Annotated in this window: 18 protein-coding genes and 1 pseudogene; 4 read left to right on the top strand and 15 right to left on the bottom strand. The window is 70.3% G+C overall.

Annotated features, from left to right (window positions below; all coding sequences use genetic code 11):
- Window positions 1-21: 21 nt before the first annotated feature.
- Together ACFY0D_RS30305 and ACFY0D_RS30310 are read right to left on the bottom strand one after the other, a co-directional pair.
- Complete coding sequence (locus ACFY0D_RS30305) at window positions 22-1,197, bottom strand: helix-turn-helix domain-containing protein (protein ID WP_301370950.1); 1,176 nt, start codon at window positions 1,195-1,197, stop codon at window positions 22-24.
- 376 nt (window positions 1,198-1,573) lie between these two features.
- The gene (locus tag ACFY0D_RS30310; protein WP_390801191.1) at window positions 1,574-2,017 is read right to left on the bottom strand and encodes a hypothetical protein; all 444 of its coding nucleotides are present in this window, start codon (window positions 2,015-2,017) and stop codon (window positions 1,574-1,576) included.
- A 323-nt stretch (window positions 2,018-2,340) separates the two neighbouring features.
- On the opposite strand from ACFY0D_RS30310, the gene ACFY0D_RS30315 reads away from it, so the two are divergent.
- The gene (locus ACFY0D_RS30315) at window positions 2,341-2,874 is read left to right on the top strand and encodes a universal stress protein (RefSeq protein ID WP_030008732.1); all 534 of its coding nucleotides are present in this window, start codon (window positions 2,341-2,343) and stop codon (window positions 2,872-2,874) included.
- Window positions 2,875-2,908: 34 nt separating this feature from the next.
- On the opposite strand, the pseudogene ACFY0D_RS30320 reads toward ACFY0D_RS30315, so the two are convergent.
- Window positions 2,909-3,471: pseudogene (locus ACFY0D_RS30320) on the bottom strand (zinc ribbon domain-containing protein).
- Window positions 3,472-3,732: 261 nt separating this feature from the next.
- Between ACFY0D_RS30320 and ACFY0D_RS30325 the strand changes: the two are divergent.
- Window positions 3,733-4,302 carry an acetate uptake transporter gene (locus ACFY0D_RS30325; protein WP_030008733.1) on the top strand — a complete coding sequence of 190 codons (570 nt, stop codon included), beginning with the start codon at window positions 3,733-3,735 and terminating at the stop codon, window positions 4,300-4,302.
- Window positions 4,303-4,409: 107 nt separating this feature from the next.
- On the opposite strand, the gene glmS is transcribed toward ACFY0D_RS30325, so the two are convergent.
- Entirely contained in the window at window positions 4,410-6,227 is a 1,818-nt protein-coding gene (gene glmS / locus ACFY0D_RS30330; protein WP_390801192.1) for a glutamine--fructose-6-phosphate transaminase (isomerizing), read from the bottom strand.
- A 65-nt stretch (window positions 6,228-6,292) separates the two neighbouring features.
- Window positions 6,293-6,568 (bottom strand): hypothetical protein, encoded by a 276-nt coding sequence (locus tag ACFY0D_RS30335; protein ID WP_030008735.1) that lies wholly within the window; start codon window positions 6,566-6,568, stop codon window positions 6,293-6,295.
- 172 nt (window positions 6,569-6,740) lie between these two features.
- On the opposite strand from ACFY0D_RS30335, the gene ACFY0D_RS30340 reads away from it, so the two are divergent.
- Entirely contained in the window at window positions 6,741-8,333 is a 1,593-nt protein-coding gene (locus tag ACFY0D_RS30340; protein WP_390801193.1) for a beta-N-acetylhexosaminidase, read from the top strand.
- A gap of 34 nt (window positions 8,334-8,367) precedes the next feature.
- On the opposite strand, the gene ACFY0D_RS30345 is transcribed toward ACFY0D_RS30340, so the two are convergent.
- The 7 genes from ACFY0D_RS30345 to ACFY0D_RS30375 form a co-directional block, all read right to left on the bottom strand.
- Complete coding sequence (locus ACFY0D_RS30345; RefSeq protein ID WP_390801194.1) at window positions 8,368-8,916, bottom strand: hypothetical protein; 549 nt, start codon at window positions 8,914-8,916, stop codon at window positions 8,368-8,370.
- 167 nt (window positions 8,917-9,083) lie between these two features.
- Window positions 9,084-10,865, bottom strand: coding sequence for an IucA/IucC family protein (locus ACFY0D_RS30350; RefSeq protein ID WP_390801195.1), 1,782 nt, complete (start codon window positions 10,863-10,865; stop codon window positions 9,084-9,086).
- Window positions 10,862-11,446: a GNAT family N-acetyltransferase gene (locus ACFY0D_RS30355; protein ID WP_390801196.1), complete on the bottom strand. Its 585-nt coding sequence runs from the start codon at window positions 11,444-11,446 to the stop codon at window positions 10,862-10,864. The genes ACFY0D_RS30350 and ACFY0D_RS30355 overlap by 4 nt, the downstream gene beginning before the upstream one ends.
- Complete coding sequence (locus ACFY0D_RS30360; RefSeq protein WP_390801197.1) at window positions 11,446-12,744, bottom strand: lysine N(6)-hydroxylase/L-ornithine N(5)-oxygenase family protein; 1,299 nt, start codon at window positions 12,742-12,744, stop codon at window positions 11,446-11,448. The genes ACFY0D_RS30355 and ACFY0D_RS30360 overlap by 1 nt, the downstream gene beginning before the upstream one ends.
- Complete coding sequence (locus ACFY0D_RS30365; protein WP_390801198.1) at window positions 12,728-14,221, bottom strand: pyridoxal phosphate-dependent decarboxylase family protein; 1,494 nt, start codon at window positions 14,219-14,221, stop codon at window positions 12,728-12,730. Before ACFY0D_RS30365 ends, ACFY0D_RS30360 begins: the two co-directional genes overlap by 17 nt.
- A gap of 152 nt (window positions 14,222-14,373) precedes the next feature.
- Window positions 14,374-15,285 (bottom strand): siderophore-interacting protein, encoded by a 912-nt coding sequence (locus tag ACFY0D_RS30370; protein ID WP_390801199.1) that lies wholly within the window; start codon window positions 15,283-15,285, stop codon window positions 14,374-14,376.
- A 65-nt stretch (window positions 15,286-15,350) separates the two neighbouring features.
- Window positions 15,351-16,388, bottom strand: coding sequence for an ABC transporter substrate-binding protein (locus tag ACFY0D_RS30375; protein WP_390801200.1), 1,038 nt, complete (start codon window positions 16,386-16,388; stop codon window positions 15,351-15,353).
- Window positions 16,389-16,685: 297 nt separating this feature from the next.
- On the opposite strand from ACFY0D_RS30375, the gene ACFY0D_RS30380 reads away from it, so the two are divergent.
- Window positions 16,686-16,964: a hypothetical protein gene (locus ACFY0D_RS30380; RefSeq protein WP_390801201.1), complete on the top strand. Its 279-nt coding sequence runs from the start codon at window positions 16,686-16,688 to the stop codon at window positions 16,962-16,964.
- A 67-nt stretch (window positions 16,965-17,031) separates the two neighbouring features.
- On the opposite strand, the gene ACFY0D_RS30385 is transcribed toward ACFY0D_RS30380, so the two are convergent.
- The 3 genes from ACFY0D_RS30385 to ACFY0D_RS30395 are packed head-to-tail and all read right to left on the bottom strand — an operon-like array spanning window position 17,032 to window position 21,228.
- The gene (locus ACFY0D_RS30385) at window positions 17,032-18,192 is read right to left on the bottom strand and encodes an acyl-CoA dehydrogenase family protein (RefSeq protein WP_390801202.1); all 1,161 of its coding nucleotides are present in this window, start codon (window positions 18,190-18,192) and stop codon (window positions 17,032-17,034) included.
- A gap of 7 nt (window positions 18,193-18,199) precedes the next feature.
- Window positions 18,200-19,117: a hydroxymethylglutaryl-CoA lyase gene (locus tag ACFY0D_RS30390; RefSeq protein WP_390801282.1), complete on the bottom strand. Its 918-nt coding sequence runs from the start codon at window positions 19,115-19,117 to the stop codon at window positions 18,200-18,202.
- A gap of 11 nt (window positions 19,118-19,128) precedes the next feature.
- Window positions 19,129-21,228, bottom strand: coding sequence for a biotin carboxylase N-terminal domain-containing protein (locus tag ACFY0D_RS30395; protein ID WP_390801203.1), 2,100 nt, complete (start codon window positions 21,226-21,228; stop codon window positions 19,129-19,131).
- Between the last annotated feature and the right edge of the window lie 9 nt (window positions 21,229-21,237).

Raw genomic sequence — 21,237 nt, forward strand, 5'->3', positions numbered from 1 at the left:
TGCGTCGTACTCAGTTCGCGGTCAGGCGTGTTCCCGCATGACCCGCCCCGGGGCGTACAGCTCCGTCACCGTGGGACCCGACGCGGCCAGGGCCGCCGCCGCCCGGTGGGGCTGCGGAGTGCGCTGGTGCGGAACCGGACCCGCGTTGATCTCGGCCACCTGTGCCACGTCGGCCTGCGGCCGGCGTGCCCGGTAGGCGGAGCGGTAGGCGGCCGGGGAGGACCCCAGCTGCCGCCGGAAGTGACCCCGCAGGGCGACCGGCGAGCGGAACCCGCAGCGCCCGGCGACCTCGTCGACCGAGTAGTCGGAGGTCTCCAGCAGCCGCTGTGCCTGGAGCACCCGCTGGGTGATCAGCCACTGGAGCGGAGCGCTGCCGGTGAGCGAGCGGAACCGCCGGTCGAAGGTGCGCCTGCTCATGTAGGCGCGGGCGGCCAGCGTCTCCACGTCGAACTGCTCGTGGAGGTGTTCCAGTGCCCAGGCGACGACCTCGGCCAGCGGGTCGGCGCCGATCTCCTCCGGCAGCGACCGGTCGAGATAGCGTTCCTGGCCACCCGTGCGGCGCGGCGGCACGACGAGCCTGCGGGCCAGGGCCCCGGCCGCCTCGCTGCCGTGGTCCGTGCGCACGATGTGCAGGCACAGGTCGATTCCGGCCGCCGTGCCGGCGGACGTGAGCACGTCGCCGTCGTCGACGAACAGTTCGCGCGGATCGACGTGGACGGACGGGTACCGCTTGGCCAGCGTCGGCGCGTACATCCAGTGCGTCGTCGCGGGCCGGCCGTCCAGCAGACCGGCCGCGGCGAGCACGAAGGCTCCCGTGCACAGTCCGACGATCCGGGCCCCCTCCTCGTGCGCCAGACGCAGTGCGTCGAGCGCCTCCGGCGGCGGCGGTGAAGTGATGGAGCGCCAGGCGGGAACGACGACCGTTCCTGCCCGGGCGATCGCCTCCAACCCGTATGGCGCGGTCAGTTCGAGCCCGCCGGTGGTCCTGAGCGGACCGTCCTCACCGGCGCACACGAGCAATCGATAGCGTGGAACTCCCGCGTCCTGCCGGTCAATGCCGAACACGGAAAGTGGAATGGAGCTCTCGAAGATCGGTCCGCCGCTGAAGAGCAGCACCGCGACGATCTCCCTGCGGCGACGCCCCGCGAGCTTCCGGCCGGCGTCTGTTGTGACGACGGCGGTGGAATCCTGGCTCATGGCGCTAAGCCCCCCTTGGGTGTCGCGACTCCTTGGTCTGGTCGCACCTGCACGTTTCCCCTCGGCCTTGCACGTGGATCCCCCGCCGTAAATACATGATCGAATCTACTGCGTCCCGTGGTGTCGGCGTGACAAGTTCAGCACGCAGCGCTATGTCGACTTCTCAACTTGGCGAAAAGCATTCGATCAGTAAGCGTTCCACTCCGCTACCCGAACAGGAAGCGTGCTCCCCGGCCATGGCCAGTACCCGTAGGGCCAGAACGCCCCCCGCGGTCTGTCGTCGCTGGTGGTGAGGGGGACGGGGGGACATTCCGGCAAGGAGGGCACCCTGCCGGGAAGTTGGCTGAAAACATGCGTGTGTGGGTGTGCGAATGAGTCAGTCGTGCGGGGAGACCGGGCCGGAGCCCCGGCAGCCGCGGCGCATCCCGGCGCCGGCGCGCGAGTGGCGGCCGCGGTGGGCGGGCGGAAGAGCCTCCTCCACGGGCACCCGGGCCGTGGCCCGCCGGGTCTTCTCCGAGTGGCGCAGCAGGACCCGGCATGCGGCCGTGACGGCGAGCAGGCCGAGGGTCGCGACGGCGGCCCCGCCGAAGGAGGTTCCGTAGACGACGAGCACCACGGGAACGAGCAGGCAGCTGAAGGCGGCCCAGCGCACGACGTCACCCGCGGGGTCGTCGTGGGGGCGTCCGGCGGAACGCACGGACGGGTGAAGGGCGGAGCGGGGGGACGGGGTGAAGTGCGGGGCGGGGTCGGCGTTCTGGCGGGACCGGACGGACGGCGTCGGCTGAGCTGGCTGGACGGGGTGAACCGGATGACCGGGCACGGCGTGCTCCCTGCGGGCTCTTACCTGAAGGTCGGACGCATGTCCCAACGCCCGGCGGCGGGGCTCGGTCACTGCGCCAACGGGTGGCGATGGCCCGGCTCGTCACTGGCTGTAGGGGGCAGCGGCCATTGCCAAGGCGCGCTCGCTCCGGCATGCTCCCTGGGACGCTCTCCAAGGGCGGCATGCCCTGTGCAGGACAGGAGTGTCGCCGTACCCTGGTGGGTATGGGCTTGGGAAGATGCTTCCCGGACAGAGCTCCGTCACACTGCGTCGCCGATTTCGCCCCTGTTGCTTCCTCCAAGGACCTCTTCGCCGAGACACCCATGGCCGGTCACGAATTCTCCGAACCCGCGGACCGCAAGCGCAAACGCGTCGTCGACCCCGCGTCGGCCGCCGATCTGCGCGCGGTGGAACAGACACGCGTGCACTGCGATCCGGCCTTCCGGCACGGGGTCGTTGTGGGATTCGACGGATCCACCTCCAGTGAGCGCGCGCTTGCCTATGCGATCGGCATGGCCCGTCGCTCCGGATCCGGTCTGATCATCGTCCATGTCGCCAACCGGCTGCCCACCACGGTGTGGGCCGGCTGCGAGCCGCCCGTCTTCGTCGACGTGCCGGACCACCGCACCGAGGTGCTCGGGCTGGAGCTCGCCTGCGCGGACTATCTGGCCGAAGTGCCGTGGATCCTGGTCGAGCGCGGTGGTGACATCTGCCACGAGCTGGAGGAGGTCGGCCGGGAGTATTCGGCCGACGCCATCGTGGTCGGCTCCACGCACGGGATCGTGGGCCGGATCTTCGGCTCGGTCGCCGGCCGGCTGGCCAAGCGCGCACAGCGACCAGTTGTTGTCATTCCTTGACTGCTCCCCTCCCTGAGGGAAGGGGATTCCTGGCTCACGCAGCCTCCCGGGGCGGCGCCCCGGGAGGTCTTCCACGATCAGTGCCAACCTGGGTCAGACCTGCCCGGACGAGCATCACGCGCGCGGAGTTCTTGTCCCGTGGGGACACGGCTCCGCACGCGGTGCAGGTGTATGTGCGCTCTCCCAGCGGCAGTGTGTGCTTGGCTCTCGCTCCGCACTGCGGGCAGTCCATCGTGGTGTGCGCGGGGTGTACCAGGTGCACGGCGCGTCCGTGCTTGCGCTCTTCACCTGGCGGTGGCCCTTCGATGCGGCCCGCCCCTTCGCAGGTTTCCGGCGGGCCGTCATCCGGTCGTACCGGGCCAGCTTCGCGGCGGCCCTTCTGCCGTGTTCGGCGTGCGGCAGATCGTGGGTGTCGCTGGTGGTGGTCGCGGTCAGCATTTTGTCGAGTTGCGCGGGACCGCAGGTGCGCTTGTCCACGCCCTCGGGCCTGGCCTTGTTCCATGCGTGGACTTGCTTGGACTTGGCAACGCACTCGTTCCAGATCCACCGGATCCGGTCCCACTCGCCCAGCAGAGAGGCACGGGCGGTGGATGACACCCGAAGCCTGAAGGTGTACCGGGCGGAGTGCCCGGCATCCTCGGCCGGTCGGGGTGTCGTCCTGACGCGACCGTAAGGCCGTGCCCTTCACGGTCCACCCGGATTCTGCGACATTCCCTCGGACGAGCGACCGATCCAGTCGCTCGCCGTTGTCGTTCTGTGACCGTTTGTTAAGTCGCTTGTGCGGTTGTGCCCTCGTGTAAAGGGTAGATAAATGCTGCTGGGACGCAGCAAACAACTGCAGATCGAAGGGAGCCCGCCGTGGACAATGGTGTCTCTGCGGGAAGCACGGCCTCGACTTCGACCCTCGGGAACATCGCCCTGGGTCTCACCCTTCTCGCATTCGGTATCGGCCACACCGGTGTCATCGACGGCGTGTCCGCTGCCAACTCCGTGTCGCTCGCGATGTACGTCGGCGGCGCGGCCCTGTTCCTCCTCGGTCTCCTGGAGTACCGCGGCGGCAACGGGTTCAACGGCACCGCGTTCGCGGGCCTCGGCATCTTCTGGTTCACGTGGGCCAAGGGCGCGGGTGGTTCGGTCTCCGACGAAGCCGCCGGAACGTTTCTTGTCCTGTTCGCGATGCTCGCGCTGACCCTGACGGTCGCCGCCGCGAGCGGTCTGTTCAGCCAGGGCGTCTACGCCCTGCTGACCCTGTCGCTGCTCCTGCTCGCCATAGGCGCGTTCGTGGACAACGGCACGCTCGCGAAGGCGGGCGGCTGGGTCGCCGCCGTCTCCGGACTGCTGGCCTGGTACGGCGCCACCGCGGCGCTGGCGCACTGGCCGATGGCCTTCGGCAAGGCCCGCAGCGGCGGCGCGGTCGCCGCGAGCTGACCTGACCTGACCTGACCCGGCGGATCCGGCCGGGCCCGGTTCGGGCACCACGGCAGAGAACCCCCGTGCGCACCGCGCACGGGGGTTCTTCGCCGTGGGGACGGCGATTACTCGACGGTGACCGACTTCGCCAGGTTGCGCGGCTTGTCGATGTCCCGGCCCATGGCCAGGGCCGTGTGGTACGCCAGCAGCTGGAGCGGGATGCCCATGAGGATCGGGTCCAGCTCGTCCTCGTTCTTCGGGACCACGATGGTGTGGTCCGCCTTCTCCTGCTCGCGGTGGGCGACCGCGAGGATCCGGCCGCTGCGGGCCTTGATCTCCTCCAGCGCCGCGCGGTTCTTCTCCAGCAGGTCGTCGTCCGGGACGATCGCGACCGTCGGCAGCGAGGGCTCGATCAGCGCCAGCGGACCGTGCTTGAGCTCGGAGGCCGGGTAGGCCTCGGCGTGGATGTAGGAGATCTCCTTCAGCTTGAGGGAGGCCTCCAGCGCCACCGGGTAGCCGCGCACCCGGCCGATGAACATCATCGACTTGGCCTCGGCGAACTCGGCCGCCAGCTTCTTGATGTCCTCTTCGCCCTCAAGGATCTCCTGGATCTGCGCGGGCAGCCTGCGCAGGCCCTCGATGATCCGCTTGCCGTCGGTGACCGAGAGGTCACGGATGCGGCCCAGGTGCACGGCGAGCAGCGCGAAGGCCACGACCGTGTTGGTGAAGCACTTGGTGGAGACGACGCAGACCTCGGGGCCGGCGTGCACGTACACGCCGCCGTCGGCCTCGCGGGCGATGGCGGAGCCGACCACGTTGACGACGCCGAGGACGCGGGCGCCCTTGCGCTTGAGCTCCTGCACCGCCGCGAGGACGTCGTACGTCTCACCGGACTGGGAGACCGCGATGTAGAGGGTGTCGGGGTCCACGACCGGGTTGCGGTAGCGGAACTCGGAGGCCGGCTCGGCGTCCGCGGGGATGCGGGCCATGCCCTCGATGAGGCCGGCGCCGATGAGGCCCGCGTGGTACGAGGTGCCGCAGCCCAGGATCTTGACCCGGCGGATGCCGCGCGCCTCGCGCGGGTCCAGGTTCAGGCCGCCCAGGTGCACGGTGTTGAAGCGGTCGTCGATCCGGCCGCGCAGCACGCGGTCGACCGCGTCGGGCTGCTCGGAGATCTCCTTGTGCATGTAGGTGTCGTGACCGCCCATGTCGTACGAGGCGGCCTCCCACTCCACGGTCTCCGGGGTGGCGTTGGTCGTCGTGCCGGAGGTCGTGTAGGTGCGGAAGTCGTCGGCCTTGATGGTGGCCATCTCGCCGTCGCCGAGGGTGACGACCTGGCGGGTGTGGGCGACCAGCGCGGCGACGTCCGAGGCGACGAACATCTCCTTCTCGCCGATGCCGAGGACCACGGGGGAGCCGTTGCGGGCGACGACGATGCGGTCGGGGAAGTCGGCGTGCATGACGGCGATGCCGTAGGTGCCGTCGATGACCTTGACCGCCTCGCGGACCTTGTCCTCCAGGGAGTCGGCCTCGGAGCGGGCGATCAGGTGGACGATGACCTCGGTGTCGGTCTCCGAGACGAAGACGGCGCCTTCGGCCTCAAGCTTGGCGCGCAGCTCGGAGCAGTTGTCGACGATGCCGTTGTGGACGACCGCGACCTTGTTCTCGGGGTCCAGGTGCGGGTGGGAGTTGATGTCGCTCGGGGCGCCGTGCGTGGCCCAGCGGGTGTGGGCGATGCCGGTGGTGCCGGCGAAGCGCTTGGGAACGCGGGACTCCAGCTCGCGGACGCGGCCCTTGGCCTTGACGACCTTCAGGGCCGGGGCCTTCGGGGTGTTGACCACGATGCCCGCGGAGTCGTATCCGCGGTACTCCAGCCGCTGCAGGCCTTCCAGCAGCAGCGGTGCCACGTCACGCTTGCCGATGTAACCGACGATTCCACACATACGGTTCTGCCCCTCCTGAAGTTCGGTTCTGTGCTCGTCCGGGGCCGCGTGCGGCGGCCGCCGGCTCAGCCGTAGACGATGCGGCGCAACTGCCGGAGCGAGAGCTCCGGCGGCGCCACGGCGCGGTGCGGCAGCTCGGCCGCGATCCGCTCGAAGATCTCCGCGTTCACCGCTCCGCCGGACTGCAGTTCCCGGTGGCGGCGGCGGACGAATTCCTCGGTCGTCTCGTCGAAGTAGGCGAGCACGTCCAGTACCACCCGGGCTGCCTCGCCGCGCTGCAGCGCGGTGCTGCGCACCAGGTGGTCGACGAGGTCGTCATGCGACGGGCGGCGATCGAGCACTCGTAGATATTGGCGGCTGGCGGCGATGAACGCAAAGATCCTGCCCGATTTCGGGCAGGATCCCTCTGGTCTGGACCAGTGAGGCGCTCGGTGTGCCCTCCTTCGGATGATTTCCGCCCGTCCTGGATTCACTCACCGGACGGGACGGCCCGCTTGGCCTATACCTGTGCGCATGAGAGTCCTGCGACGCACGCTCGGCGCCCTCCTCGCCTTCGCCGCGGCCCCGGCCCTGGTCACGGCCTGCACCTCCGCCCACGGTGACGACGCCAGACCCGGGGACGACCCGCCGGTGGCCCTCGCCCCCTTCGAACGGCTGCTGCCCGCGCCCGTCTCGGCGCGCGCCGAAGGCCCCGGGTACTCCTTCGGCGCGGGCACGGTCATCCGTACCGGCCGGGGCCCGGACGAGGAGGTCCGCCGGGTGGGCGAGCTCCTCGCCGAGCAGCTGCGCGGCCCGAGCGGGCTGCCGCTGCCGGTGGTCGACGGGGCGCAGGGGGACGGGATCCGGCTCAGGATCGACCAGGGTGCGCAGGGGGTGGGCGACGAGGGGTACCGGCTGGAGTCCGGCCCGACCGGGGTCACCCTCACCGCGCGGACACCGGCCGGTCTCTTCCACGCGGGGCAGACGCTGCGCCAGCTGCTGCCGGCGGCGGGTCCGGGCACGGTGCCGGGCGGGACGGTCACCGACCGGCCGCGCTTCGCGTACCGGGGGGCCATGATCGACATCGCGCGCCACCACTTCTCGGTGGACCAGGTGAAGAGGTACGTCGACCAGCTCGCCCAGTACAAGGTCAACACCCTGCACCTGCACCTGACCGACGACCAGGGGTGGCGTCTCGCGATCGACTCCTGGCCGCGGCTGGCGGAGTACGGGGGCGGCAGCGAGGTCGGTGGCGGACCCGGCGGCCACTGGTCGAAGGACGAGTACCGGGAGCTGGTGGCCTACGCGGGGCAGCGGTACGTGGACGTGGTCCCCGAGATCGACATGCCGGGGCACGTGAACGCGGCGCTCGCCTCCTACGCCGAGCTGAACTGCGACGGGAAGGCCCCGGAGCGGTACACCGGAGTCAAGGTGGGCTTCAGCTCGCTGTGCGTGGCCAAGGAGCGGACGTACGAGTTCATCGACGAGGTCCTCGGCGAGCTGGCGGAGCTGACCCCGGGCCGCTACCTGCACATCGGTGGCGACGAGGCGCACGCGACGCCGGCGGCGGATTACGCGGCCTTCATGGACCGGGCGCAGGCGGTGGTGGGGCGGTACGGGAAGACGGTGGTGGCCTGGCACCAGCTGGCGGCGGCCCGCCCGGCCCGGGGCGCGGTGCTCCAGTACTGGGGCCACGACAAGACCGCGGCCGCGGACAAGGCGGCCGTGGTGGCGGCGGCGAAGGCCGGGCACCCGCTGATCCTGTCCCCGGCGGACCGGCTGTATCTGGACATGAAGTACGACCCGGCGACGAAGCCGGGCCTGGCCTGGGCGGGGTACGTCCCGGTGCGGCGCGCCTACTCCTGGGACCCGGGGGCGTACCTGGCCGGGGTCCCCGAGTCGGCGGTGCTGGGTGTGGAGGCGCCGCTGTGGACGGAGACCGTCGCGACGCGCGGCGACTGGGAGCTGATGGCCTTCCCGCGGGTGCTGGGTTTGGCCGAACTGGGCTGGTCGCCGGCGGCCGCGCTCGACTGGACCTCCTACAGCCGCCGCCTGGCGGCCCAGGCGCCCCGGCTGGATGCGCAGGGCATCGGCTTCTTCCGGGCCCCGGACGTCCCCTGGAAGTGACCGCCGGGGGACGGGGACGGGGACGGGGACGGGGTCAGGACCAGCAGGAGGTTTTGGCCCCGTCGGCCTCCGAGCCCACCGTTATCTCGAATCCGGACCCCGTGGCGAACTCCGCGGCCGCCTCGGGACCGTAGAAGTCGGTGATCAAGCGGGCGGGCGGGAAGGAGAGGGCGAACGTCTTGGCCTGCCCGTCCTCGCCCTTCGTGAAGCACGCGTCCCCCGAGTTCCGACCGGACATCGGGTTGGGCGCGAACCGCCAGCCGTCGGCCTCGGCGGCCTTGCGGTAGTGGTCCAGGACCTCCTGGCGGGTGCCGGGGTACACGTAGGTGCGCCCGGCGGACAGCCAGGCGTCGCCGCTGTCGTCCGCGCACTCGGCATACACGCCGTCGAAGGTGCGGGGGAGGCTCGCGCCGGGCGGCGGCGAGGCGAGCAGGGGCAGCGACTCCAGCTCCTTCATCCGCGCCTCGGTCCCCTCGCAGGTCTTGAACGGCGCCAGGAAGGAACAGCCGGACAGCCCCCCGGCCATGAGCACGGCCGACAGGAGCAGGGCGGCCGCACGGCCAGGGCGGATCCGGAACGGCATACGGGCTCCCAGACGGATTCGGGCCGCGGGCTTCGGCCACGGGAGCGGACACACGAAGGCGTGACCGCGAAGAGGGCCATTGTGCTTCGCGGTCACGCCGTCGGGATCTCGGGGTGGGGTGAGGGAGGCATCGAGGGACCGTATCGATGCCTCCCCCGCCCCGTGTGTCACCGCCGGGCGAAGGCCGCGACGGGGTTCTGGAGGTTGCCGATCAGCTGGAGGGCCGCCGCCGGGTCGGCGAGGTCGACCATCTGCTTGTTGTTGCGCAGCTGGAGGCGGTTCAGGCAGGACAGCTGGAACTCCTGCGCGAACAGGTCGTACCGCTCGAAGCGCTCCGCGAGCTGCGGCATCGACTCCTGGTACTCGTGGCCGCAGTCCGCGACCGCCTGCCAGAAGGTGTCCTCCTCGCAGATGCCCTCGTCCGCCAGGATCGCGCCGAGGAAGCGGAAGAAGCAGTCGAAGACATCGGTGAAGATCGACAGGAGCTTCATGTCCTCGGGGATGTCCGCCCGGACCCGCTCGACCGCGGGCGGCAGCACCGCGTCCGCGTCCATGATGACGATCTCCTCGGCGATGTCCTTGAAGATCGCCCGCTTCACCAGGCCGCCCTCGATGACGAGGATGGTGTTCTCGCCGTGCGGCATGTACGCGAGGTCGTACTGGTAGAAGCAGTGCAGCAGCGGCACCAGGTAGGCGCGCAGGTAGTGGCGCAGCCACTCGGCCGGGGTCAGACCCGACTCCGCGATCAGCGCGCCGACGAAGGACTTGCCCTCGGCGTCCACGTGCAGGAGCGAGGCCATCGTGGCGAGGCGCTCGTCGCCCTCGATCCGGTTGACCGGGGACTCGCGCCACAGTGCGGCCAGCATCTTGCGGTACGGGGAGTACCGGTCGGTGGCGCGCTCGTACTGGCGGTGGTGGTAGCCGATCGCCGCGCGCTCGCGGATGATCGAGAAGTCCACCGACTTGAGGACCTCGTCGCCCTCGATCAGCTGGTGCAGCCAGTCGTTGATGGCCGGGGTGGCCTCCATGTACGCGGCCGACAGGCCTCGCATGAAGCCCATGTTCAGGACCGAGATGGCGGTCTTGACGTAGTGCTTGCGCGGCGCGCTCTGGTTGAAGAACGTGCGGATCGACTGCTGTGCGAGGTACGCGTCCGGCCCCTCGCCCAGCAGGACCAGGCGGCGGTTCGCGATCTCGGCCGCGAAGGTGACCGTGGTCTTGTTCCACCACTGCCAGGGGTGCACGGGGAAGAGGTGGAAGTCGGCCAGGTCCAGGCCCAGCGCGGTCATCCGCTCGGCGAAGACGCCGATGGTCTCGTCGCCGAGCTCCTCGCGCATGAAGGAGTCGTGGTCCAGGCCCGCGCCCGCCGTGAAGGTGGAGACGTCCTTGCGGGCGGCCACCCACACCAGGTGGACGGGGCTGGCGGTCTCCGGGGCGTACGAGAGGTACTCGTGGACGCCGAAGCCCAGCCGGCCGTTGTTCGCGACGAAGCAGGGGTGGCCCTCGGTCATGCCCGTCTCGATGTCCTGGAAGGAGGACTTCGCGAGGACGTCGGAGGAGACCTGCGGCTTCGTGTACTTGTAGCCGGTGCCGGCCAGGGTGGAGGAGATCTCCTCCAGGTAGACGGGCAGCACCTCGGGGCTCAGGCCCAGGGCCTCGCGCAGCTCGATGTGGAAGTCGAGGGCGTCCAGCTCCAGCTCGGCGCCGTCCCGGTGGCGGGTGATGGAGGCCTCGTCGACCGACCAGTGGTCGAGGGCGTGCAGGACGGCCCTGAAGCGGTACTCGACGGTTGAGTCGTCGCTGAGGACCGAGTAGAGGCCGGAGCCCAGCGGCTTCGGGGTCAGCAGGCGCTCGTGGGAGAACTCCGCGAGGCCTTTGCGGACCAGGGCGCGGTTGGCGCGGGCCCAGAGCTCGGGGGAGAGGTGCGCGACGGCGTCGGCGAGGCTCATATGGAGACCCCCTGGGCGGCCGTGGCGGCCTCGAACCGGGCGCGGGTGCAGAAGCTCAGCAGGGCTTCCTTCTCCGGCTTGGTGACCTGGCGCTCCGGCACGAAGCCGACGACCTCGTTCAGGGCGTGCACGGCTGTGTTGGCGACGTCCGGCTCGACCACGACGCGCTCGGTGGCCGGGTCGGCGAAGATCGCGGCCATCACCGTGGTGATGACGGCGCGGGTGAAGCCGTGCAGCGGGGTGTCGCTCGGGGCGACGAGGAAGTGCATGCCGACATCGCCCGGCTGGGCGTCGTAGAGGCCGACCAGCTCCAGCTCGGACGGGTCGTAGGTCTCCATGAGGAAGGCGGGACGGCCCTCGTGCAGGCCGATGAAGGCCTGGTGGTGCTCGTGGGCCGCGATCCGCATGTACTCGCGCTCGACGTCCGGCAGGGAGGCGTCCTGCATCATCCAGAACGAGGCCTTCGGGTGGGTGACCCAGCCGTGGAGCAGCTCCGCGTCGGCGAAGGGGTCCAGGGGGCGCACGGCGAAGGAGCCGAGTTCCGTGTCGGTGCGGGAGAAGAGGAGTTCGGTGGTGCTCATCAGAGGGTGCCTTCCGGGGCGGCGAACTGCTGGAACGCGATGGACTTCTCGACCTTGTAGTGCTCGCGGCCGAGGAGCTCACCGACGATGTACGCGTTCCGGTACGCCGCCATGCCCAGGTCGGGCGAGGTGAGGGAGTGGTTGTGGGTGGTGCCGTTCTGCAGGTAGACCCCGCGGCCCGTGGTGTCGATGCTGTAGTTGCGGGCGGCGTCGAGACGGCCGTGCCCGTCGAAGTTCAGGCGGCCCCGCACCGGGTTCAGGAACTCCGGGAACGTGTACTTGTAGCCGGTGGCCAGCACCAGGCCCTCGGAGGTGAGGGAGAAGTCCCGCTCCTGCTCCTCCTGGCGCAGCCCCAGCGTGTACGTGCCCGTGGTGGTGTCGTACGCGGTGCTGTTCAGGGAGGTGTTGGTCAGCAGGGTGGTCGGGACCTGGCCCGGCATGCTGATCTTCTTCTGGTAGAGCAGGTCGAAGATGGCGTTGATCAGGTCGCCGTCGATGCCCTTGAAGAGGTTCTTCTGCTGGGTCTCCAGCCGGTACCGAGTGTCCTCGGGGAGCGCGTGGAAGTAGTCCACGTACTCGGGGGAGGTCATCTCCAGGGTCAGCTTGGTGTACTCCAGAGGGAAGAACCGCGGCGAGCGGGTGACCCAGTTGAGCTGATAGCCGTGGACGTCGATCTCGGCGAGGAGGTCGTAGTAGATCTCGGCCGCGCTCTGGCCGGAGCCGATGAGGGTGATCGACTTCTTCTTCTGGAGCTCCGCCTTGTTCTGCATGTAGGCGGAGTTGTGCAGGAAGTCGCCGCCGAGGCCCTCGCAGGTCGGCGGGACGTGCGGCGGGGTGCCGGTGCCCAGGACCAGGCGGGGGGCCCGGTGGGTCTCCCCCTTGTCCGTGTGGACCTCGTACAGGCCGGCCTGCTCGTCGTAGGTGACCTCGGTGACCGAGGTGGACCACTGGACGTTGTCGAGGCGGTCGGCGGCCCAGCGGCAGTAGTCGTTGTACTCGGCCCGCAGCGGGTAGAAGTTCTCCCGGATGTAGAAGGAGTACAGCCGGTCCTTGTCCTTCAGGTAGTTCAGGAAGGAGAAGGGCGAGGTCGGGTCGGCGAGCGTGACCAGGTCCGACATGAAGGGCGTCTGCAGGTGGGCGCCGTCCAGGAACATCCCGGCGTGCCACTCGAAGTGCGGCTTCGACTCGATGAAGAGACCGTCGATCTCGTCGAGCGGGGCGGTCAGGCAGGCGAGTCCCAGGTTGAACGGACCGACGCCGATGCCGATGAAGTCGTGGGTCTTAGCGGTGGAGGGCAAGGGATTCTCCCAGGAACTGCTCGGCATGTGCGGCGAGAAGGTCGAGGACGGCAGCGATGTCGGCCGTCGTGGTCTGAGGGTTGAGGAGGGTGAACTTCAGGTACTGCTTCCCGTCCACCTTGGTGCCGGCGACGACGGCCTCACCGGAGGCGAACAGGGCCTTGCGGGCGTGCAGATTGGCCTCGTCGACCAGGTCGGCGCGGATGTCCTCGCCCTGGGGGACATAGCGGAAGACGAGGGTGGAGATCTGCGGCTTGACGACGACCTCGAAGCGCGGGTCGGCGTCGATGATGTCCCAGCCGGCCGCGGCCAGGTCGATGACCTCGTCGAAGAGCGAGCCGACACCGTCGGCGCCCATGACGCGCAGGGTCACCCAGAGCTTGAGCGCGTCGAACCGGCGCGTGGTCTGGATGGACTTGTCGACCTGGTTGGGGATGCGCTCCTCGGCCATGCGGCGCGGGTTGAGGTAGTCCGCGTGGTACGTGGCGTGCTTGAGGGTGTCGCGGTCGCGCACCAGCATGGCGCTGGAGCTGACCGGCTGGAAGAACGACTTGTGGTAGTCGACCGTGACCGAGTCGGCGCGCTCGATGCCGTCGAGGAGGTGACGGCGGGTCGGGGACGCCAGCAGTCCGCAGCCGTAGGCGGCGTCCACGTGCATCCACGCGGAGTGCTCGTCGGCCAGGCGGGCGATCTCGGGGAGCGGGTCGATGGACCCGAAGTCGGTGGTGCCGGCGGTGGCGACGACGGCCATCGGGAAGAGGCCCTCGGAGGCGCACTCCTCCAGTTCCAGGGCGAGCACCGCGGTGTCCATCCGGCGGTTGCGGTCGACCGGGACGGAGATGACGGCCTCGTAGCCGAGTCCGAGCATGGCGGCCGACTTCTGGACGCTGAAGTGGCTGGCCTCGGAGGTGAAGATGCGCAGCTTCGGCAGGAGTTCGGCCTTGGTGAGCTCGCGTCCCTCGTCGAGGGCCTTCTTCATGACGAGGCGGCAGGCCTCGTCACGGGCCAGGAGCAGCGCGTGGAAGTTGGACTGGCTGCCACCGGAGGTGAAGATGCCGTCCGCGGCGGGGCCGAGGCCGATGCGCTGGGTGGTCCAGTCGATGAGGCGGCGCTCGATGAGCGTGCCGCCGATGGACTGGTCCCAGGTGTCCAGCGAGGAGTTGACGGCCGAGAGGATCGCCTCGCCGAGCACGGCGGGGATGACGACCGGGCAGTTGAGGTGGCCCAGGTAGCGCGGGTGGTGGAAGTACACCGCGTCGCGCAGGTAGACGTCCTCCAGCTCGTCCAGGACGGCGGCCGCGTCTTCCAGCGGCTTGTCCAGGTCGATCCCGTTGATGACCGGGGCGAGTTCGTCGACGGATATACCGGTGTGGGGTCGCTGCGTGGTCGCGAGTTTGGCGGCGACGCGGTCGACGCCCTCGGTGACGGAGCGCCGGTAGAGGTCCGCGGTCGTCTCGTTCAGCAGATGCGAGCGCATCAACTTTCCTCCGGGCAGGGGGTGGAGAGGGGGGTGGGGTGTAACGTGCGAGGATTAGGTTAGCCTAACCTTAGTATTTCGCCAAACGCAGATGGGCCCTGGCTGAAAAAGCCAGGGCCCATCGCAACTGCTTTATGGGGTAAGGAAGCTGACTACAGCTCGGACGCCGGGTCCTCGCTCGGAGCCTTGCCCGCGTACGCCTCGGCGAGGAGCTGCTCCTCGCTCGCGCCGAGCCGCCAGTAGCCGGTGAAACGCACGGCGCGGCGGTCGACGGATCGTTCCTGCACGAAGTGCCTGCGGACCGCGCGAATCGTGCCCGCCTCGCCCGCCAGCCAGGCGTACGGGGTAACGGCAGCGGGTGCGTCGGCGGAGGGTCCGGCCGCGCGCAGCGCGCTCAGCACCTGCTCCGTCCGCTCCCGGCCCTCGCTCTCGCGCACGATCCAGGTGATGTCGGCGTCGGCGGGCGCGCGGAGGTCGAGCCGGTCGTCCTCGTGCGGGACCTCGAACCAGGCCCTGACTCTGGTCCCGGCGGGCAGCCGGTCCAGGATCGCGGCCGCGGCCGGCAGGGCGGTCTCGTCCGCGTACATCCAGATCGCGTCGGTGTCGGCCGGCGGCTGGAAGCGTACGGACTTGTTCTCCGCGACGGCCGGTCCGATCGCCAGGATCCGGCGGCCGGCCACGGCCTGCCCGGCCCAGCGGGACGCCGGACCGGTGTCCCCGTGGAGGACGAAGTCGATGTCGACCTCGTCCGCCCCCTCGGGCGTACGGCGCTGCTCGCGCACCGTGTAGGAGCGCATCACCGGCCGCTCCTCGTCCGGCATCCCGCGCCAGGCGGCGAACCAGGTGTCCTCGTCCGTGGACGGGAGCACCGTGTGCTCCTGGCCGGACGCGGGCAGGAAGAGCGACAGGCTCTGGTCGAAGCCGCCCGAGCGGAAGCCCGCGAGGGCCTCCCCGCCGAACGTGACCCGCAGGAACGAGTGGCCCAGACGGCGCGTGCGGAGCACTTCGAGCTCGAAGAACCGGAAGTGTGCGACGGCCGGGGCGTCGGATGCGGTGGCGGTCATGCGGAGAGGTCCCCCTGGGAGTCGGTACGGCCTGCCTGGCGCCCGGGGTCACCGGGCGCCGAGGGTCAGCTGACCTTCTTGGCGTTCTGGATGGACTTCGCGAGGTCTTCCAGGATCTGCGCGCACTTGTCGTACGAGAAGATCGGCTCGGTCACACGCGGGATGACCTGGCCGGCCTTGACGGCGGGCAGCTCGTTCCAGGTCGGCTTGGCCTTCAGCTGCTCGGGCTGCAGGGTGCCGGTGCGGTTGTCGAGCAGGATGACGTCGGCCTTGTACTTGCCGGCGTTCTCCCAGCTGAGGGCCTCGAAGAAGCCGGCCTCGTCCAGCTTCTCGGGGGTGACGAACTCGACGCCGAGCTCCTTGAAGTACTTCAGGTCGGCCGCGGTGTCCGGGGTGGACGCGTAGAAGAGGGCGTCCGCGCCGGAGCCGGCGAGCACCTTGACGCCGGGGTTGGCCTTGGTGGCCTCGCGGACCTTGGCGACGGCGGCGTCGAAGCGCGCCTTGGAGTCGACGACGTTCTTGGTACCCAGGTCGGCGCCCAGGGACTTGGCCAGGTCGGCCGTGCGCTCCAGGGCCTTGGGCATCGAGGTGTCGCCGCCCACGGAGATGGCGGCGGCCGGGGCCAGCTGAAGGATCTTGTCCTTGGAAGCCTCGGGGAGGTACCAGTAGGTGCCGTCCCAGGTGTTGGTGACGAGGAGGTCGGGCTGGAGGGAGGCGTACTTCTCGACGTTGAACTGGTCGTAGACGTTGCCGAGGATCTCGACCTTGGAGACGTCCAGCGAACCGGCCTGGACGTCGGCCTTGCCGTCGGCGGTCGTGGTCGGGCCGAACACGCCCTTGACCGGGACGCCGTAGTCGTAGAGCGCGGCGGCGGTGCCGGTGAAGGCGACGATGTTCTTCGGCTTGGCCTTGGTGGTGACGTCCTTGCCGAGGTCGTCCTTGAAGGTCCAGGCGGCGGACGCCGTGGCGCCGTTGCCCTTGCCGCCGTCACCCTTCGCCGAGTCGGTGCCACCGCACGCGGCGAGGACCGCGACGAGGCCGAGGGCGCCACCTGCCGCGACGAAGCCGCGACGGGTGTAGGAGGAGGTTCGGGACTTGGGCATGTCGATGTCCGCTTTCGTGCGTGCAGGGGCGGCAGCTGGGCCGTTCGGTGAGAAGGTTAGCCTAACCTAAGGGTTTGTCCAGCGGTGGGCCAAGATCCGATCGTGAGTTGGATCACCCTCGTCGAAGTCCGGGCCCACCGGCCGCAATCCCCATCACCCGCCGGTGAAACGGGCGTTCGCCCGGATCGCGCCGGCCGTCCCGCAGCGAGGGACGCCGATCGAATGACGCCGATCATGAGCATGAATACTGGGCGCATGCGAAGGCAATGGTGGACAACCGCAGGAGTGAACCTGCTGATGGGAGTGCCGGCTGTCGTGCCGGTCTGGCTCCTTTGGTACATCGCCGTCAACGGGCCGCTCGCCGACCTCGGCTGGACCGTTCGGGAACCCACGGAGAACGACGGCATGCTGCTCTGGCTGGTGATCGTGGTACCGGTCGTGACCGCGTTCGTGCTGCTGTGGTGGCTCGCCAACGACTTCCTGCGACGGTGGAACACGGCGGCGGCCCGGGTCTACTGGCCGGTGTGCGCCCTGGCGACCCTGGTTCCCACGTTCGCGCTCATGATCCTTCTGTGACCGCACGCCGACATGCCGATGTCCGGCGCGGGCACGGGGCCCACGCCGGACATCGTCATCGGGTGCCTCAGCCGGCGAAGCCCAGCTCGCGCGCGATCAGCATGCGCTGCACCTCGCTCGTGCCCTCGCCGATCTCCAGGATCTTGGAGTCCCGCCACATGCGGGCCACCGGGTACTCGTTCATGAAGCCGTAGCCGCCGTGGATCTGCGTCGCCTCGCGCGCGTTGTCGACGGCGACCGTCGAGGAGTACAGCTTCGCGATCGCCGCCTCCTTCTTGAACGGCTCCCCGGACACCAGCCGCGACGCGGCGTCACGCCAGCCGATGCGGGCCATGTGCGCGCGCATCTCCATGTCGGCCAGCTTGAACTGGATGGCCTGGTTGTCGCCGATCGCCTTGCCGAAGGCGTGCCGCTCCTTGGCGTACTTCACCGACTCGTCCACACAGCCCTGCGCGAGACCGGTCGCGAGCGCCGAGATGGCGATCCGGCCCTCGTCGAGGATCCGCAGGAACTGCGCGTAGCCGCGGCCCTCCTGGCCCACCAGGTTGGCCAGGGGGACCCGTACGCCGTCGAAGGACAGCTCACGGGTGTCCGAGGAGTTCCAGCCCACCTTGGAGTACGGCGCGGCCACCGTGAAGCCCGGGGTGCCGGACGGGACGATGATCGAGGAGATCTCCGGGCGGCCGTCCGCCTTGCGGCCCGTCACGGCGGTGACGGTGACCAGACCGGTGATGTCCGTACCGGAGTTGGTGATGAAGCACTTCGAGCCGTTGATGACCCACTCGTCGCCGTCCTTGACGGCGGTGGTGCGGGTGCCGCCCGCGTCGGAGCCGGCACCGGGCTCCGTCAGGCCGAACGCGCCGAGGATCTCGCCGGAGCACATCTTCGGCAGCCACTGCCGCTTCTGCTCCTCGGAGCCGAAGAGGTAGATCGGCATGGCGCCGAGGGAGACCCCGGCCTCCAGGGTGATGGCGACCGAGGAGTCGACGCGGGCCAGCTCCTCCAGAGCGATGCCGAGGGCGAGGTAGTCCCCGCCCATGCCGCCGTACTCCTCCGGGAAGGGCAGGCCGAACAGGCCCATGCGGCCCATCTCGGCGACGATCTCGTACGGGAACTCGTGCCGCTCGTACAGGTCGCCGATCTTCGGGGCGACCACGTCGTGCGCGAACGCCTCGACGGTGCGGCGGAGTTCCTCGTGCTCGGGGGTGAGCCGGTGGTCGAGGGACATGGTGTGACTACTCCTTGTGGGAGAGGGCGCGGACGGTACGGGAGGGGCTGGGGCGTCCCAGCTGTTCGGCCATCCACACGCTCGTGGCGGTGAGGGCGGCCAGATCGACCCCGGTTTCGATGCCGAGGCCGTCGAGCATCCACACCAGGTCCTCGGTCGCGAGGTTGCCGGTGGCGCTCTTCGCGTACGGGCATCCGCCGAGGCCGCCCGCGGAGGCGTCGACGGTGGTCACGCCGTGCTGGAGCGCGGCGAGGGTGTTGGACAGGGCCTGGCCGTAGGTGTCGTGGAAGTGCACGCCGATCCGGTCGGTCGTGACCCCGGCCTCGTTCAGCGCGGCGAGCAGGGCCTGGACATGGCCCGGGGTGGCCACGCCGATCGTGTCGCCGAGGCTCAGCTCGTCACAGCCGAGGTCCAGCAGGGCCTTGGCGACGGAGACGACCTGGTGGACCGGGACCGGGCCCTCCCAGGGGTCGCCGAAGCACATCGAGAGATAACCGCGGACGTGCGCGTCGCCCTCCTTGGCCCGGGCCACGACGGGCTCGAACATGGCGAGGGACTCGGCGACGGTGCGGTTGAGGTTGCGGGACGCGAAGGTCTCGGTGGCCGCGCCGAACACCGCGATACGGGTGGCCCCGAGGGCGAGCGCGCGGTCGAGGCCGCGCTCGTTGGGGACGAGGACGGGCAGATGCGCGTCGATGCCGGCGAGCTGCGGGAACAGCTGCTCCGCGTCGGCCAGTTGGGGCACCCACTTGGGGTGCACGAAGCTGGTGGCCTCGATGGTCGTCAGCCCGGCGGCGGCCAGGCGGTGGATGAACTCCGCCTTCACCTCGGTGGGTACGGCGCTCTTCTCGTTCTGCAGCCCGTCCCGGGCGCCGACCTCGTGAATCCGGACCCGGGCCGGGAGGCCGGGGGCCGGGACGGTCATGGGCAGCCTGTTCACGCGGCCCCCTCCTCGTCCTCGTCGGGGGTGACGACGGCCAGGATCTGGTCCATGGCGACCGTGCTCCCGGGGGTCACGTCCAGCTCGGTGACGGTGCCGGCGTGCGGGGCGGAGATGACGTGCTCCATCTTCATGGCCTCGACGACGAGCAGGCTCTGCCCGGCCGCGACCTTGTCGCCGACGGCCACCTTGACGACGGTGACGGTGCCGGGCATCGGGGCGGCGAGGGTGTCGGCGCCGCCGTGTCCGGCCCCGCTGAGGTTGGCCACGACGGGGTCGTACGTCTGGACGTGCCAGGAGTCGGCGTCGCGGCCGAGCCAGGTCCCCTCCGGGGAGGTGGCGTGGCTGAAGCGGTGCGTGACGCCGTCGAGTTCGACCGTGACGGTGTCGGGGGTGCGGGTGAGGATCCGGCCGCGGGCCGGTGTCCCGGGGGCGCTGCCCCCGGACCCCCGCGCCTCAAACGCCGGCGGGGCTGGATTTGGCCCGGCCGAGTCCGAGATGAGCAGCTCGGAGTCCGTCCCCAGGGGGCGAGTACGGACCTGGACCGGATCCTGGCCGGGAAGCCGGAAGTGGTGGACCGTCCAGGCGGGCGTGCCGCCCAGGCGCCAGCCGTTGGCGGCGTCGAACGGGTCGACCCACTTACCCAGCCCGTCCGGCGTTTGAGGAGCGGGTCCGGGCAGAGCCCGGGGACCCTGCGCCAGCAGGGCTGCCGTGGCGTACACCTCGTCCGGGACCCCCTCCGGCAGGAGGGACGGGAGGTCGCGCTCGACCAGGCCGGTGTCCAGGTCCCCGGACACCACGTCCGGGTGGGCCAGCAGGCGACGCAGGAAACCCGCGTTGGTCTGGACACCCAGGATCACGGTGTCCGCCAGGGCCCCCCGCAGCAGGCGCAGCGCACTGGCACGGTCGGGCCCGTACGCGATGACCTTCGACAGCATCGGGTCGTACGTCGAGCCCACCGGCACGCCCGCCGTCAGCCCGGAGTCCGTGCGCACGGCCCCGCCGTCCGGCTCCGAGAGGGCCAGGACGGTACCGCCGGACGGCAGGAACCCGCGCGCCGGGTCCTCCGCGCAGACGCGGGCCTCGATGGCGTGCCCGGTCAGCGTCACCTCGGACTGCGTGAAGCCGAGGGGCGTGCCCGCGGCGACGCGCAGCTGCTGCTCCACCAGGTCCAGCCCGGTGATCAGCTCCGTCACCGGGTGCTCGACCTGGAGGCGGGTGTTCATCTCCATGAAGTAGTAGGAGGAGGGGTCGCCGCCCGGCACGATGAACTCCACCGTGCCCGCGCCGACGTACCCGCAGGAGCGGGCCGCGTCGACCGCCGCCGCGCCCATCGCCGCCCGGGTCTTCTCGTCGAGCAGGACCGAGGGGGCCTCCTCGATCACCTTCTGGTGCCGGCGCTGCAGCGAGCACTCGCGCTCGCCCAGGTGCACCACGTTCCCGTGGGCGTCCGCCAGCACCTGGATCTCGATGTGCCGCGGCCGGTCCACCCACCGCTCGACCAGCAGGGTGTCGTCGCCGAAGGAGGACCGCGCCTCGCGGCGGGCCGCCGCGATCTCCTCGGCCAGCACCGCCTCGTCGCGTACCAGCCGCATGCCCTTGCCGCCGCCGCCCGCCGAGGGCTTGAGCAGCACCGGCATACCGATCTCCGCCGCGGCGGCGACCAGTTCGGCGTCGGTCAGGCCGCTGCCCGAGGAGCCGGGGACCACGGGCACGCCCGCCGCCTTCACGGTCTCCTTGGCGCGGATCTTGTCGCCCATCAGGTTGATGGCGCTCGCCGGCGGCCCGATGAAGGCGAGGCCGGCGTCGGCGCAGGCCTGCGCGAAGGCCGCGTTCTCGGCGAGGAAGCCGTAGCCGGGGTGGACGGCCTCGGCGCCCGTCCGCTTCGCGGCATCCAGCAGCCGCTCCACCGACAGATAGCTCTCGGCGGCCGCGGCCGGGCCGATCCGGACGGCCGTGTCGGCCTCCCGGACATGGCGGGCGTCCGCGTCGGCGTCGCTGAAGACGGCCACGGAGCGGATGCCGAGCTGCCGCAGGGTGCGGATGACCCGGACCGCGATCTCGCCCCGGTTCGCCACCAGAACAGTGCTGAACATCAGTGAGGT

This window comes from Streptomyces sp. NPDC001502, assembly GCF_042894785.1.
GTDB lineage: Bacteria > Actinomycetota > Actinomycetes > Streptomycetales > Streptomycetaceae > Streptomyces > Streptomyces kutzneri.

What these genes read in the sequence shown, in the direction of transcription:
- ACFY0D_RS30305 (WP_301370950.1), bottom strand. Translation starts at nt 1,197, where the DNA reads ATGAGCCAGGATTCCACCGCCGTCGTCACAACAGACGCCGGCCGGAAG.
- ACFY0D_RS30315 (WP_030008732.1), top strand. Translation starts at nt 2,341, where the DNA reads ATGGCCGGTCACGAATTCTCCGAACCCGCGGACCGCAAGCGCAAACGC.
- glmS (WP_390801192.1), bottom strand. Translation starts at nt 6,227, where the DNA reads ATGTGTGGAATCGTCGGTTACATCGGCAAGCGTGACGTGGCACCGCTG.
- ACFY0D_RS30340 (WP_390801193.1), top strand. Translation starts at nt 6,741, where the DNA reads ATGAGAGTCCTGCGACGCACGCTCGGCGCCCTCCTCGCCTTCGCCGCG.
- ACFY0D_RS30345 (WP_390801194.1), bottom strand. Translation starts at nt 8,916, where the DNA reads ATGCCGTTCCGGATCCGCCCTGGCCGTGCGGCCGCCCTGCTCCTGTCG.
- ACFY0D_RS30350 (WP_390801195.1), bottom strand. Translation starts at nt 10,865, where the DNA reads ATGAGCCTCGCCGACGCCGTCGCGCACCTCTCCCCCGAGCTCTGGGCC.
- ACFY0D_RS30355 (WP_390801196.1), bottom strand. Translation starts at nt 11,446, where the DNA reads ATGAGCACCACCGAACTCCTCTTCTCCCGCACCGACACGGAACTCGGC.
- ACFY0D_RS30365 (WP_390801198.1), bottom strand. Translation starts at nt 14,221, where the DNA reads ATGCGCTCGCATCTGCTGAACGAGACGACCGCGGACCTCTACCGGCGC.
- ACFY0D_RS30370 (WP_390801199.1), bottom strand. Translation starts at nt 15,285, where the DNA reads ATGACCGCCACCGCATCCGACGCCCCGGCCGTCGCACACTTCCGGTTC.
- ACFY0D_RS30375 (WP_390801200.1), bottom strand. Translation starts at nt 16,388, where the DNA reads ATGCCCAAGTCCCGAACCTCCTCCTACACCCGTCGCGGCTTCGTCGCG.
- ACFY0D_RS30380 (WP_390801201.1), top strand. Translation starts at nt 16,686, where the DNA reads ATGGGAGTGCCGGCTGTCGTGCCGGTCTGGCTCCTTTGGTACATCGCC.
- ACFY0D_RS30385 (WP_390801202.1), bottom strand. Translation starts at nt 18,192, where the DNA reads ATGTCCCTCGACCACCGGCTCACCCCCGAGCACGAGGAACTCCGCCGC.
- ACFY0D_RS30390 (WP_390801282.1), bottom strand. Translation starts at nt 19,117, where the DNA reads ATGACCGTCCCGGCCCCCGGCCTCCCGGCCCGGGTCCGGATTCACGAG.
- ACFY0D_RS30395 (WP_390801203.1), bottom strand. Translation starts at nt 21,228, where the DNA reads ATGTTCAGCACTGTTCTGGTGGCGAACCGGGGCGAGATCGCGGTCCGG.